This is a genomic window from Dokdonia ponticola (assembly GCF_042653865.1).
In the GTDB taxonomy this organism is placed as follows: domain Bacteria; phylum Bacteroidota; class Bacteroidia; order Flavobacteriales; family Flavobacteriaceae; genus Dokdonia; species Dokdonia ponticola.
The window spans coordinates 33,276-48,558 of sequence record NZ_JBHSFV010000016.1 but is presented as its reverse complement, the minus strand read 5'-3'; the positions used below and the strand labels follow the sequence as shown (position 1 = coordinate 48,558).

At 38.6% G+C, this 15,283-nt stretch carries 8 protein-coding genes and 1 tRNA gene; 3 read left to right on the top strand and 6 right to left on the bottom strand.

The genetic code is table 11. The features are described 5' to 3' along the window. Nucleotides 1-45: 45 nt before the first annotated feature. The 5 genes from ACFO3O_RS20070 to porU form a co-directional block, all read right to left on the bottom strand. Nucleotides 46-1,743, bottom strand: coding sequence for a pyruvate dehydrogenase complex dihydrolipoamide acetyltransferase (locus ACFO3O_RS20070; RefSeq protein ID WP_379982198.1), 1,698 nt, complete (start codon nt 1,741-1,743; stop codon nt 46-48). Nucleotides 1,744-1,746: 3 nt separating this feature from the next. Continuing rightward, complete coding sequence (gene pdhA, locus ACFO3O_RS20065; RefSeq protein ID WP_379982196.1) at nt 1,747-2,745, bottom strand: pyruvate dehydrogenase (acetyl-transferring) E1 component subunit alpha; 999 nt, start codon at nt 2,743-2,745, stop codon at nt 1,747-1,749. Nucleotides 2,746-2,960: 215 nt separating this feature from the next. Then, complete coding sequence (locus ACFO3O_RS20060; protein WP_379982194.1) at nt 2,961-3,443, bottom strand: cytidine deaminase; 483 nt, start codon at nt 3,441-3,443, stop codon at nt 2,961-2,963. 35 nt (nt 3,444-3,478) lie between these two features. Next, the gene (gene porV / locus ACFO3O_RS20055) at nt 3,479-4,630 is read right to left on the bottom strand and encodes a type IX secretion system outer membrane channel protein PorV (RefSeq protein WP_379982192.1); all 1,152 of its coding nucleotides are present in this window, start codon (nt 4,628-4,630) and stop codon (nt 3,479-3,481) included. 47 nt (nt 4,631-4,677) lie between these two features. Then, nucleotides 4,678-8,502, bottom strand: a complete 3,825-nt coding sequence (gene porU / locus ACFO3O_RS20050) for a type IX secretion system sortase PorU (protein ID WP_465251767.1) — start codon at nt 8,500-8,502, stop codon at nt 4,678-4,680. 218 nt (nt 8,503-8,720) lie between these two features. On the opposite strand from porU, the gene gldJ reads away from it, so the two are divergent. Then, entirely contained in the window at nt 8,721-10,376 is a 1,656-nt protein-coding gene (gene gldJ, locus ACFO3O_RS20045; protein WP_379982188.1) for a gliding motility lipoprotein GldJ, read from the top strand. A 65-nt stretch (nt 10,377-10,441) separates the two neighbouring features. Then, entirely contained in the window at nt 10,442-11,722 is a 1,281-nt protein-coding gene (locus ACFO3O_RS20040) for a UDP-N-acetylmuramoyl-tripeptide--D-alanyl-D-alanine ligase (protein WP_379982186.1), read from the top strand. On the opposite strand, the gene ACFO3O_RS20035 is transcribed toward ACFO3O_RS20040, so the two are convergent. Next, nucleotides 11,723-11,800: transfer RNA gene (locus tag ACFO3O_RS20035), tRNA-Val, on the bottom strand. A gap of 199 nt (nt 11,801-11,999) precedes the next feature. Between ACFO3O_RS20035 and glpK the strand changes: the two genes are divergently transcribed. Continuing rightward, nucleotides 12,000-15,182 (top strand): glycerol kinase GlpK, encoded by a 3,183-nt coding sequence (glpK, locus tag ACFO3O_RS20030; RefSeq protein ID WP_379982184.1) that lies wholly within the window; start codon nt 12,000-12,002, stop codon nt 15,180-15,182. Nucleotides 15,183-15,283 lie beyond the last annotated feature (101 nt).

Below are 15,283 nucleotides of genomic sequence, written 5' to 3'. Positions count from 1 at the left end.
TGAAAAGATGGGATTTATGAGTTATATGCTTTCGCGAAAGCGAAATTACGCCAGCATCAATACTGGATTTTCGATATACATTTTGAGTGTTTGTAAAAATTGTGCTCCTGTAGCTCCATCTACCGTACGGTGATCACACGCCATGGTTAACTTCATAGTGTTTCCTACCACAATCTGACCATCTTTTACAACGGGCTTTTCTACAATAGCACCAACAGACAGTATCGCAGAATTCGGCTGATTGATAATTGACGTAAAATCTGTGATACCAAACATTCCTAAGTTTGAAATGGTGAAGGTACTCCCTTCCATCTCGTCAAGAGACAATTTTTTATTACGTGCTTTCCCTGCCAATTCTTTTACCTCAGCATTAATTTGTGGTAACGACTTTTCATTAGCAAAATTAACTACCGGCACAACCAATCCATCAGGAACAGCCACTGCTACACCAATGTGAACATGATGATTTAATTTCATTTTATCATCAAACCACTGAGAATTTACTTGTGGGTGCTGTTTTAAGGCTATTGCTGTTGCCTTTACAATCATATCATTGTAGGATATTTTTGTATCTGGAAGTTGATTAAATTGTTTTCTAAAAGCAATAGCGTTCTCCATATTAAACTCCACATTTAAGTAATAATGTGGCGCAGAGAATTTAGATTTTGACAGTGCTTTTGCAATGGCTTTACGCATTTGTGAGTTAGGCACTTCTTCAGAGCTTTCCTCGCCTGTAGCCACAAACGGGGCAGCACCTCCTGCAGTAGCTGCACTTGGTGTAAAGTTTTCTACATCTGCTTTTACAATACGTCCATTTTCTCCAGATCCTTTTACTTGTGCTAGATTGATGCCTTTTTCTTCAGCAATTTTCTTAGCTAGTGGAGATGCAAATATGCGTCCTCCACTTGATGTTGATGTGTTGGTATTTGAAGTTGTTTGCTCAACAGCTTTGGGAGTCTCCTTTTTAGGAGTCTCTTTTTTAGTTTCTTGTTTTGGTGCTTCTTTAGAATCTTCTTTAGGCGCCTCTTTAGAAGTAGCATCAGCATTTGACACATAGGTATCAACCACTCCAGAAACATCTGTTCCCTCAGGGCCTATAACCGCAAGTAATGCATCCACTTTTGCAGTAGCGCCTTCTTCTAATCCTATGTGTAATAAGGTACCTGCATTAAAAGACTCGAACTCCATCGTGGCTTTATCGGTCTCGATTTCTGCAAGGATATCTCCTTCTTCAACTTTGTCTCCTACGGCTTTTAACCATGTTGCCACTGTTCCTTCTTCCATGGTGTCAGAAAGTCGCGGCATCGTAACCACTACGACCCCCTCAGGAATATCTGCTGTTGTGGCTGTTGTTGATTCCTCGCTTGAAGAAGTGTCTTCTGATTCTTCCTTTGTAGCTGTATCTTCTGTCTGTTCAGCTTCCGTGTCCTCTGATGCTTCTGATGTTTCTGATGTTTCTTCAGCAGAGGCATTGTCTCCGTTTAATAAACCAGAAATATCTTCTCCTTCCTCTCCTATGATCGCGAGTAATTTATCAACAAGGGCTGTTTCTCCTTCTTGAATTCCTATGTGAAGTAAAGTTCCTTCATAAAAGGATTCAAACTCCATCGTTGCTTTATCAGTTTCTATTTCGGCTAAAATATCTCCTTCAGAAACGGTATCACCTACTTGTTTTAACCAAGTTGCTACCGTACCTTCTTCCATCGTGTCGCTAAGTCGCGGCATGTTTATTACTTGAGCCATAGGTTATAATTTATGAGGTAAAAATGGGTAATCTTCTTGATCGTATACAACATCATACATCACGTTCTTTTCTGGAAATGGACTTTCCTCTGCAAATTTCTCACATTCAGCAACGCGTTCTTTTACACGTTTATCCATTACTTTGATATCATCTTCGGTAGCGTATCCTTCTTTTAATAGAATATCTTTTACTTGCGTAATAGGATCTATTTTCTGGTACTCAGCAACCTCATCTTTTGTTCTATAATGTTGTGCATCACTCATAGAGTGTCCTCTATAGCGGTATGTCTTTAATTCTAAAAATGTAGGTCCGTCACCTCGACGCGCTCTATCTATTGCTTCATCCATCGCTTCTGCAACGGCTACTGGATTCATGGCATCTACAGGGCCACATGGCATTTCATAACCAAGACCTAATTTCCATATATCTTCATGGTTTGCTGTACGCGCTACCGAAGTACCCATAGCGTATCCATTATTTTCGACACAGAATACGACAGGTAATTTCCAGAGCATCGCCATATTAAACGTTTCATGTAAAGACCCTTGACGTGCAGCACCATCACCAAAGAAACACAAGGTAACGGCTTCTCTTTTGTGATATTTATCTCCAAAAGCCATTCCTGCTCCTAGAGGAATCTGCCCTCCTACAATACCATGACCTCCGTAAAATCCTTTTTCTTTTGAAAAGATGTGCATAGAACCTCCAAGACCTTGAGAGGTCCCTGTTCCTTTTCCGTACAACTCTGCCATGACACGCTTAGGATCTACACCCATACCAATAGGCTGTACGTGATTACGATAGGCTGTAATCATTTTGTCTTTACTTAAGTCCATTACGTGTAAGGATCCTGCTAGGATAGCCTCTTGGCCATTGTAAAGGTGTAAAAAACCTCTTACTTTTTGCTGGATATACACTTGAGCTAGTTTGTCTTCAAACTTGCGCCAAAAGAGCATTTCTTCATACCAATTAAGGTACGTTTCTTTAGTAATTTTCTTCATCTATAACGAGTATAATAATGGCTTTAATAAAAGCGAATAACAAAAATAAGCTATTAGACAGATACCGCAAAAAGGGTTTTGCATAAAAGTTACGAAAACGAAGTAGTAAGCCTCATAATCACTCTTTTTTTTGTTAAGATTATTATAATACATCAGGTATACGCTTTCGCGAAAGCAAACTCCACCTACATATTATTAGAAAAAGGAGTCTTGTCTTAAAGATATTTTGATGTAAAAAGTAGTGGAAGCAAATTTTCTAAGGAATCACTTTTCCAAACTTCCCCCTGATCTCCCATAAAATAAATAGGAATAGCCTCGCCTTGTCTTATTTCATATTCGGCAATGGCTTGTCGACACGATCCACAAGGAGGAATAGGTTGCGAAGTGGCTTTATTTTTTCCTTTTGCACTAATCGTTATTGCCTTAAAAGCGACATTTGGATATTGAGCCGAAGCATAATAAACCGCTGTACGCTCTGCACATAAGCCAGAAGGATAGGCTGCATTTTCTTGATTACTTCCGCGTACAACGACTCCATTTTCAAGTAAAATAGCAGCGCCTACATAAAACTCTGAGTAAGGGGCATAAGCGGTATCTCTAGCAAGAATAGCCTCTTGCATTAAAGAAAAAATCGTTTCTGGAAGCGCATCCATAGATGTATAGACTTCCAGAAACGATTCGATCTTAATTTTTTTCATAGGTATATTTCCTGCAAACGCAAGAATTTACTCAGTTAATACTCATCGTACTCATCTCCAAAGTGGAACGTAAGTCCGAAACGTAATGTATTTTCTAATGGGCTACGTACAGAACCTGTAGAGAATAGGTAAGAAAGGTCAATATCAATGGCATTAAACTCAAAACCTGCGCCTAGAGTTGCAAACTTACGTGCCCCTTTTAAATCACTTTCATTAAAATATCCTGCACGAAGTGAGAATGCATTATCATATACATATTCAGCTCCGAGAGACCACGTAAATTCTTTTAGCTCTTCACTAAATCCGTCAGGCGCATCTCCAAAAGAAGAAAAGATCCCAGAGATAAAACTTTCATTATTGTAATCATCCTGTCTATTAATAACGCCATCACCGTTAGAATCACTTGGGGTAGGAACTAACAATTTATTAACTTCTAATCCTACAAATACTCTATTATAACCATCAAGAATGAAATCAAACCCTCCTCCTAATTTTAAATTAGTAGGAATAAAATCATCATCATTTGTAGCATCACTATACGAAACTTTCGGGCCGATGTTAGAAATATTAAATCCACCTCTCCAACGACCGTCAAAGCTATTGTAGGTAATCTCTTCAGATTGATAGTACCCAGAGATATCCACCCCAAAAGAAGAGGCTGCACTTGCATCTGGGTCTAATTGTTGAATCCTAAGATCACTGCGTAAGTAACGCCCAGAAACTGCCATAGAGAACCGTTCGCTTAATTTAAGCGCATAGGTAGCATCTAATGTAAATTCGTTAGGACGAATATCCAGTCCTGGATCACTAGGACCTGTTGTGGTAGTAATCGTTCCTAAACTAAAATATCTAAGGCTTACCCCAAAAGCACTTCGCTCGTTAAGGCGATTTGCATACGCCGCTTGAAGTATGGCGATGTCATTGACAAGATTTCCCAAGTAGGGAGTATAATTGACCCCAACATTATGTTTTCTATCTAAAAAGGCTAGTTTGGCAGGGTTCCATTGCACACCATACACATCTGGGCTGGTGGCCACTCCTTGCTCTCCTAGTCCTGCAGCACGTGCATCTGCGGCAATAATTAAAAATGGAACTGCTGTTGTAATTGGATTAGGCTCATCTTGGGCTTGTACTGTCGCATTAAAAGCAAAACATGCTCCTAAGCATAGCATCATCATTTTCTTCATAAAGATTTCAAATTTGAACAAATATAGACTTTTTATATATTTATTTTTTATAGAATAACAAGCTTTTCAAACTTTTCCACCTGCTTGTTTGTTAACGTAGATTTTACGGTTATCTTGTATACATATACTCCTTTTCCTATAGCTTCCCCAAAATCATCTAACCCATTCCATACAATATCCCTAGAAAGGAAGCCCTCATTGACTACTGTTTGATTAATCGTTTTCACCACTTTACCGCTTACAGTAAATATTTGAACTTGCACATCTAAAGGCTCAAAAGGTCGGTTATGATTAAACCAAAACTCCGTATAATTTACAAAAGGGTTCGGGTAATTCAGGACATTTTCTAGTTGTAATTCACCATCACCAACAACTACAAATTGAAGCTCAGCTCTTGATGAATTATTATATACATCCCATGCAATAAATGTGAGTGTGTGCAATCCTTCTTCCAGGTCTCTGAGTCTTCTACTCGCTGTTCCTCGTGTAAAATCATCTACTTCTGTCTCGTAAAAATCATTCATCACCAAAGGATTTGTCTCATCGCCATCTAGTATTGCTATCAGATCGTGCCCTATTCCTCCAGCGGTATTAATCCCATTTTCATCCTCTAGTTTAGCCAATATAATAGGGGAATCATCTGTAATACCTCCATTTACAAAACTTTCGTCGTTCATAAATAAACGGATTCGAGGCCCTAAATTATCTATGGGAGCATCTTCATTAAGCCCCCCAATCATAATATCTCTATTCACACCCGCTTGATCTTCTAAAACCCCTGATCGTTCTGAATAAAAATTTAGACGTCCTTGTCCGAGCGGAATCGCTGTATCTCTAGGCATGATAAACTCGAACTCAAATTGACCATTGACCACAGAGGCCTGCCCTCTATAAAGAATGGCACCTAATGTCTTAAAATCGAGTACTACTAAATTCCCGTCATTGTCTGTGGTTCCGTCATTGCCTAATGTTTGACGATCTATATCTTTATCGTAAAGTGTTACGGCTAGTGTTCCTGTATAATTAGAAATAACTTGCCCTAATTCACTAGTTATAACACCATTAATCTTTACGCGATCTAGCGCTCTTAATGTAGGCAACTCTGATCCCACTGGAATATCATTAACCGCCGTAAGACGAATATCTGGTTTTGGAAAAGCAAGCCGCATGGCTGGATCTCCCAAAAAGAAAATCACACGGCGCTGCCCAGCCCCGTCTTGTACATTATTTTTGGCTCTCCGCACATGTTCTGCTGCGCTAAGGATCTCGCTATCATTAAACCCAAAAATTTCTGCAGCAATCTCATCATTAAAATTCACCCCTAAGGAGACAAATATTTCTCGTGTAGTCGCCACCATCGCAACAGCACCTCCGTTGGGACTCCAAATAAACCCTTCCCCTCCCGTAGGTCGTAATGGGTTATCAAATTTTGTAAACTCGCAGGTTACCGTAATCAGTAAAGGTAATCGCTCGTCATTAGAAAGCTCATCAATTTCATTTTGAGTAACAATGGTTTCTGAAGCTAATAGCTCTTCGCCTCCGTGACCTAAATACGTAACCACTAAAGAACCTACCTCAAAAGCATTTGAAATCGTTTCATTTACCTGAGGATATCGATCGCCTCCCGCAGAGGATTCTTGCTGAAAAGCATCACTATATATCTTGATAACATTTGTAGAAGGTCTTTGACTTTCAATCTCATCACTTAGAGCATCCAGATTTACCTGTAAACCAGAGTGACCAGAATTAAACTCATCGGCGTCATCAGAAATCATCACTAAGTTATTACGCCAACGTCCAAAAGATGCTCTTTCATCATAGCTTATAATCTTATCAACCACTGTCGTTGCCAGAGAAGGCGTGTCTGCTATGATACGTCCCACTGCAATGTCTAATTTATCTCCTGCAGTAACTTGACCCTCATTAGGATCCATCAAACCATAAAAATCATCTGACATATATGAAGTTGCCAAACTAAAACTTTGTTCTCTTTGAAAAGTCGGGACTATATTATTATTACCAAATAATCGGTCTTTATAATCAACAGAAGAGTCTCCAAACAAACAGAGGTACTTTATTCTATTTGCATCTGATGAAGCATTATCATATACATATTTTACAAGATTTCGAATAGCCCCTATGTCTTGACTTCCACTTCCAAACTCTTCATAAATTTCATCCAGTGTGACTACTTTTACATTAAGACCTCTAAAAGATCTATTGTGCTGTGCCAATCTTTCTGCTTGTGGTCTTAATAAATCACCAGTAATCATGAGGTAGTCTACATCTTGAAAATCCCCATTGTCATTCAGAAAAATAGTTCCTTTTATATTTTGATTGGCAACTCTGGTATTATTACTTTCTCTCAAAGGTGCAAAATAATCTGAAGGGGTCACCGCTACAAACCTGCGTAGTGTTCCCAACGGACTTTTAAAACGTATTTCTCCTTGACCACCTTCATTCAGTGTGGTGGTAATTGCCGTTTGGTCTGTAACATCCCAAATTTGAGTATAGTCATTAGCATTGCTAAAAACATATTCTCCCAAGCCACTTAGGGTCGCAGCCTCATTTTTCTTAAAATTAATTTGCTCACCCGTACCTTGAAGTAGTCTTGGTACATCCAACGCTATATAATCTAAATACCCAAGGCTAGATGGGTTTCCGCCATTATTATAAGTGATTGTGATCGTAACTTCTGGACTTGAGATGGACACAGGCACCTCAAACTCCGCTCCATCTGCAAGGGTTATATTACCTATGGCTGATAATATCGCAGTTCCTACAGAAGTTCCATTGACAGCAATTTCAAAAGAAGTTTGAGATTCTGAAGCTGCTGCAAGCAAAATTCTCAAGTTTGCCATTTGACCAGGTGCTACATTCGGAAATGTAAACTCAAAAGACTGCTCGTTTTCAATAGTAAACTGTTCCCCAAACCACCTGCGACCTATCAATACAATACTCTCCAGATCTTCTTCATGGAATTGATAATCATCAAAGGTTGTAAATGTTACATCGGCAGTATCGGTTGGCTGACTCATGGGCTGCACTCGTAAACCTGAGTTCCCGCCAGCGGTTATATAATAATACGATCGATCTGAATATGGATTTATATTTGTATTTAACTCTTCGTGAAATTTTCGAGAACTTTCTCCAAAAAATAGAATATGGTCATTCCCATTAAAAGTCCCATCTTCGCCTCCCACTACTTGAATAGGGATTTCTCTTAAATCAAAAACCTCATCTCCATTATCATTATTAATGAGCGGTAATGGGGAGCCTCCTAAACCATATACTTTAATCGTTTGTGGATCAATGCCTTCTAATGACATACCCATGCTTTGAAGAAAATTACGTGTAATTTGATGCACCCCTGTATTTTCTACATAAAACTTGTAATAATCACCCGTTGCTAAGACTGAATTTGTAATAGGTATAGAAGATCTGGCATTGGACGCTTTCGCGAAAGCGTATGAAACCTCAGCACTTGTCACCCGCATGTATTGTCCGTTTACGACAACAAATGGCGTTACTTGTAAAAGCGCATAAAATTGATCTCTAGCCTGCCCCGATTGGAGCACATAGGAAAGTTCTGATGCGACTTTATTTTTTGTAATAGAAGATAGTTGAGAAGCAGGAATCGCTTCATACACTACATTTTTGAGTTGCACACTCCCTTCTAAAACAGGTTGATTTACTTTCCATTGGGTTGTATAAAACCACTGACCGTTGTCATCTTGAGAAAACTGCGAAGCAGTATTTAAGGGAGCTTTTGTGTCTTTTATAATCTCTTTCCAATCTATAGACAAGCGTGTTTCCTGCGAATAGCCGAGAAAACAAATAAAAAACATAAAAAGCGTGTAGCGTATTTTCATCATATATCGTAACGACAAATACCAATCAATAGTATCAATAAAAGAGGATATTTGATTATTTTTTTTTGTTTACAATAATAAAGAATAAATACCTGCGTTACTAATGGGTTGACTAAAACCACTAAAATTAAATTTGAGGAGTGCTTTTAACAAATTAATATTGTCAATTTCGTGTTAATTGTTATATTGCAATCCCAAATCTACTTAAGCAAAAACCAATGAAATTAAATTTTGCCCTAAAAATCTTTGCTGTTGCTGCCGTTTCCCTAACGGTTACTAGCTGTAGCAAATCAAACAACTACAAGGATAGTTCTCGTGGTACCGGATGGAAAATCGACGGAAAAAACGGAGGTTTTAAAGCTAATACAGACTATACTGAACAGGCGACAGGTCCTGGTCTTGTATTTGTTGAAGGAGGAACTTTTACAATGGGAAAAGTTCAAGATGATGTCATGCATGATTGGAATAACTCTCCAAATCAACAGCATGTACAGTCATTCTACATTGATGAAACTGAAGTAACTAATGTCATGTATCTAGAATACTTAGATTGGTTAAAGAAAGTATTTCCTCCAACAGATGAAAATTATCGTAATATATATACAGGTGCCTTACCTGACACTCTTGTTTGGAGAAATCGCTTAGGTTTCAACGAAACAATGACCGAAAATTACCTTCGTCACCCAGCCTTTGCTAATTACCCTGTAGTAGGAGTAAGTTGGCTACAGGCCGTAGAGTTCTCTGATTGGAGATCTAATCGTGTGAATGAACTTATTCTAGAAGAAAAAGGATATACTGCTCGTGGTGCGCGTTTTGACGTAGAAGCAGGTTCTACGTTTGACACCGAGACCTACTTAAACGCACCAACTCTTGCATATGGAGGAAGTGATAGCCTTGCTAGAGGAGGTAGAGCAAGTGAATCTAGAATGAAAAGAAACGACAGTACAGATATTTTTATCCAACAAAAAGATGGAGTACTTCTACCAAAATATAGACTCCCAACTGAAGCAGAATGGGAATATGCAGCCTTAGGACTTACAGAACTAAGAAGTTACAATGTATATAGAGGGCGTAAAAAATATCCTTGGAACGGATCATACACAAGATCATCATCTAGACGCACACGCGGAGATCATTTAGCAAACTTCAAGCAATCTGATGGAGATTATGGAGGAATAGCAGGATGGTCTGACGATAATGCAGATATTACAGCAGAAGTTAAATCATATGAACCTAATGATTTTGGTATTTATGATATGGCTGGTAATGTTTCTGAATGGGTAGCCGATGTATACCGCCCTATCGTAGACGACGAATTTAATGACTTCAATTACTATAGAGGTAACGTTTATACCAAAAATGCTATAGATGAAGAAGGAAAAGTAAAAGTGGTAACGGTAGATTCAATTGTATATGACACACTTGCCAATGGAAAAATAGTTGCTAGAGATTTACCAGGAGAAATTCTTCAGGTACCTGTAGACGAAGATGAAACATACCTACGTACACAATTCTCTCAAAGCGATAACCGTAACTTTAGAGATGGAGATAGAAGATCTACACGTTACTTTGAATCATTTGATGATGAAGATGAAGAAACTGATGGAAAGCAAATGTACAATGCTCCTAAACACAACGTAACTAAAGACAGTACAGGAATGGTTCGTAAATTTGATGAAACTAACAATAGAACAACACTTATCAATGATGAAGTGAGAGTCTACAAAGGAGGTTCATGGAGAGATAGAGCGTATTGGTTAGATCCAGCGCAACGTCGTTTCTTACCACAAGGAATGGCTACAGATGACATCGGATTTAGATGTGCCATGTCACGTGTAGGTTCAAAATCAAAATCAGCAAAAAGTGCTAGATAAATTTTAGCCAAGAATATATATCGTTAAAAAAGCCCTCTTGCAGGGCTTTTTTAATACCACATAATATGAAGATAATACACTTACACCAACTCTTTCTGGATAGTACTGGGGTATGTACAGACACCAGAAAATTAAAAAAAGGGCAGCTTTACTTTGCATTAAAAGGAGCACATTTTAATGGAAATACTTTTGCAAAAAAAGCATTAGAAGAAGGGGCCTCCTATGCTATTCTAGATGAAGATCAAGGAAATCTAGACAACGTAATTCTCGTAGAAGATGTATTACATACACTACAAGAACTTGCTACCTATCACAGAAATTTCTTGAACATCCCAATCATTGGACTTACAGGTAGTAATGGAAAAACAACCACAAAAGAGCTCATCAATAGCGTATTATCTCAAAAATATAAAACCACTGCCACCGCAGGCAATCTTAATAATCATATTGGAGTGCCCCTCACCCTATTATCCATGACTAAGGATACCGAGATAGGCATTGTAGAAATGGGTGCCAATCACCAAGGGGAGATTGCCGCTTTAAGTGAAATCGCAAGACCTAATTTTGGATATATCACAAATTTTGGGAAAGCCCATTTAGAAGGATTTGGAGGGGTAGAAGGTGTCATTAAAGGAAAGAGTGAGTTGTATAAATTCATCTCTAAAACAAATGGTATCGCTTTTGTCAATAAAGAAGACCCCTTACAAATAAAACAATCCTCAGGACTAGAAATTAAAACATTTGGCCCCTCTGATGCCGATTACACCATCACTTTCAAGGGAGCCACTCCTTTTGTGGAATTAGAATATGACAACCTCACCATTAAAACACAACTTACTGGCGATTATAATGCGCTAAATATCTCGGCTGCAATTGCAATAGGCTCTTATTTTTCTGTGGATTCTCAAGCCATAAAAAATGGAATAGAAAGGTATATTCCTGAGAACAACAGATCTCAAATTATAGAAAAAGAAAATAATACTACAATTATCCTAGATGCCTATAATGCCAATCCTACAAGCATGGAAGCTGCGTTAAGTAATCTGAGCAAACAGTCTTCAACACATAAAATAGCATTTCTAGGAGATATGTTTGAAGTCGGTGAAACCACAAAAGAAGAACACCAACATATCCTTAATTATGCAAATTCACTAGGCATCGATCAAGTGTATGCCGTTGGTCCTACTTTTGGGATTTTAGAACCTTCACAAAAAAAGTATGTTGTTTTTGAAACGTATACCGCTTTCGCGAAAGCGTATACAAAAAATATCCCTTCAAACACAACCATCCTCATCAAAGGATCCCGAGGCATGGCCATGGAACGTGTTTTAGAACTTATAAAATAGTGGTGGGTCATACTGGATTCGAACCAGTGACTTCTACCCTGTCAAGGTAACACTCTAAACCAACTGAGTTAATGACCCCTTTTGAGGGTAAATATAAGCAAAAGACTGCTATATTATGATGCCAAATGTGTATAATTACTAGAAATAAAAAGTGGTTTTTTTTTGAATCAACAAAAGAAATCCTGTAAATGAGAACCTTTGTTATTAGATTCTCATACTTCAAATTCTATACAAGAATATGTATCTTTAGAAACGAAGCATTTCTAGTAAATAAAGGATGAATAAAAAATACATTATCGCTTTTGACCAAGGCACTACCAGCACACGCGCTATTATTTTTGACAAAAAAGGAAAAATATGTGGTATCTCTCAAAAAGAACTCACACAACACTATCCAAAATCTGGATGGGTAGAACACGACCCGATGGAGATTGTAAGGCATCAACAAGAAGTTTTTGAAGAGGTTATAGAAAAATCTTCCATCTCTATAAATCAAATTGCAGCCATCGGCATTACCAATCAACGAGAAACAACTGTTGTATGGGATAAAACCACAGGCAAACCTATTTACAATGCTATTGTATGGTTAGACAAAAGAACTTCTGAAATTTGTGAAAACTTAAAAGCACAAGGGCTTGAAACCTATGTCGCCAAAAATACTGGTCTTGTTATCGATTCTTATTTTTCAGGCACAAAAGCGCGATGGATTCTTGATCATGTAGAAGGCGCACGAGAAAAAGCAGCAAAAGGAGATCTTTTATTCGGAACCATAGATACTTGGTTGATTTGGAACTTCACACAAGGAAAACATCACGTTACAGATCATTCCAATGCTTCTCGCACCCTACTTTATAATATCATCACATTAGACTGGGATGAGAAAATGCTTTCAGCCTTAGACATCCCTGAAGCTATGCTTCCTAAAGTGCAGCATTCTTCATCTGACTTTGGACATTTTACGCACAAAGAGCATCAAATTCCGATATATGGAGTTGCCGGCGACCAACAAGCCTCCTTGTTTGGACAAGGTGGTTATAAATCTGGAATGGCAAAAAACACCTATGGTACAGGTTGTTTTATGCTCATGAATACAGGCAAAAAACCATCGCTCTCTAAAAACGGATTACTTACGACACTTTGTGCAAGTATTACCGACGATCCTATAAAATATGCCTTAGAAGGTAGTGTCTTTGTCGCTGGGGCCTCCGTACAATGGTTACGAGACAAACTCCAAGTAATTGAACATGCAAAAGACACTGAAGCCATTTGTCAAGCAACTACCACATCTGACGATGTGTATGTAGTTCCTGCATTTGCAGGACTTGGGGCTCCTCATTGGGATATGAATGCAAAAGGCGCCATTTATGGACTTACCTTAGACTCGGGTAAGAACGAAATTATCAAAGCCACCATAGATGCCCTCGCCTATCAGTCAAGAGATGTGCTTGAAGCCATGGTCGAAGATAGTGGCAAGCAAATGAAATCCCTTAAAGTTGATGGAGGCGCTACTGCCAATAATTATTTGATGCAATTCCAATCTGACATTCTCAACGTAGAAGTAGACCGCCCTAAAATGCTTGAAGTAACCGCACTAGGTGCTGCATTTCTTGCTGGAATACAAGCAGGTATCTGGACAAAAAAAGACATTATCAAACTCCGAGAAGTTGATACGTTATTTACGCCCGAGATCACTGAATACGTTCGTACTAAAAAATACACAGGCTGGCAACATGCCGTAGCCCGCACAAAATCAGCCAATCAAAATATGCTTTCTGTCAAAGAAGAAGGTCCTATTCGTTTTTCAATCTTAGATCGAAATACCCAATTACAAAGAGCCAAAAAAGAACGCTTTGACCTCATTATTATAGGTGGGGGTGTTACCGGAGCAGGTATTGCACTCGATGCTTCCTCTAGAGGCATGAAGGTCTGTTTGGTAGAAAAAAATGACTTTGCCTCTGGCACCAGTAATAAATCAACTAAACTCATCCACGGAGGATTGCGTTATTTAAAACAACTAGAAATAGCACTTGTTAAAGAATCTGGAAGCGAGCGAGCCATGGTCCACAAATTAGCACCACATCTCGTCGTACCCGAAAAAATGCTTCTTCCACTGATAGAAGGAGGTACCTATGGAAAAATGATGACAGCCATAGGACTTAAAGTATATGATTTTCTAGCCAATGTAGAAGGAGATGATAAACGTAAAATGCTTACGGCACAAGAAACAGCAGATAAAGAACCGTTACTAGACAAAGAGCAACTTGTTGGCGGAGGCTATTATGCTGAGTACCGTACCGATGATGCACGCCTTACTATTGAATTACTCAAAAAAGCAGCGTCTTACGGTGCTTGTGTGATTAATTATTGTGAGATGAAATCTTTCAATTATGACGAAGACGGGAAAATTAAAAGCCTGCATTGTTATGATTACAACACCAAAAGTAGTTTTAAGCTAAAAGCCAATCATTATATTTCGGCAGCAGGACCTTGGGTAGATTTAGTAAGAGAAAAAGATCATTCAAAAAACAACAAGCATCTGCATCTCACCAAAGGAGTCCACCTTGTGTTTTCAAGAGAACGTTTTCCACTGACACAATCGATCTATTTTGACGTACCCGATGGGCGAATGATTTTTGCGATCCCAAGAGGCAGGTCTACCTATGTAGGAACTACCGACACCAATTATAATGGAGATTTAAACCGTGTGGTTGCCACCAAAGAAGATGCACAATACCTACTAGATGCTGTCAATAATATGTTTAAAGACCTTCAATTAACTATTGCAGACATTGAATCTAATTGGGCAGGATTGAGACCTCTTATTCATGAAGAAGGAAAAGACCCGTCTGATCTCTCAAGGAAAGATGAAATCTTCGTTTCTAAAACAGGACTCATCTCTATTGCTGGAGGAAAACTTACCGGCTACCGTAAAATGGCCCAACGTGTGATTGACACCGTCTTAAAACAAGTTCCTGAGAAGAATAAAGAACATCTTGTAAAATCCCATACGGATCGGATATCGCTTACTTCTGCCCCTATGACAGATACAAAAGAAGTAAATGCATATGAAAAAGAAATTGCTTCTCAACTCAAAAACCTAGGAATTGAAGACAAGCATCAAAGCCTGTACCTAGCAACGACCTATGGAAAACAAGCAGATGACATTATACAAAAAACGACGTATTTTTTAAATGAATCCCCTGAAGAGCGACTCATTCGCGCAGAAGTATGGTATAGTGTACATCACGAAATGACCAACGGACTTGCCGACTTTTTTGTAAGAAGGACTGGTAGACTTTATTTTGACATACATAGCGTACACAAATACAGACAACTCGTACAGGAAGATCTTGTAAAATACTTAGGCTGGGATGAAAGGCGTGTACTGGATGAGAACAAATGGCTCGATGTGTTACTTAAAGATGCGTCTTACTATTACGATAAAGAAGTGGAGGCTTAAAAAAGAACAACGATAACGTTATAGTAGATGAATAAATATACGCTTTCGCGAAAGCGTACCCAAAAAGCAACCCAATATTCAATGAAATTTCATATTTTCAC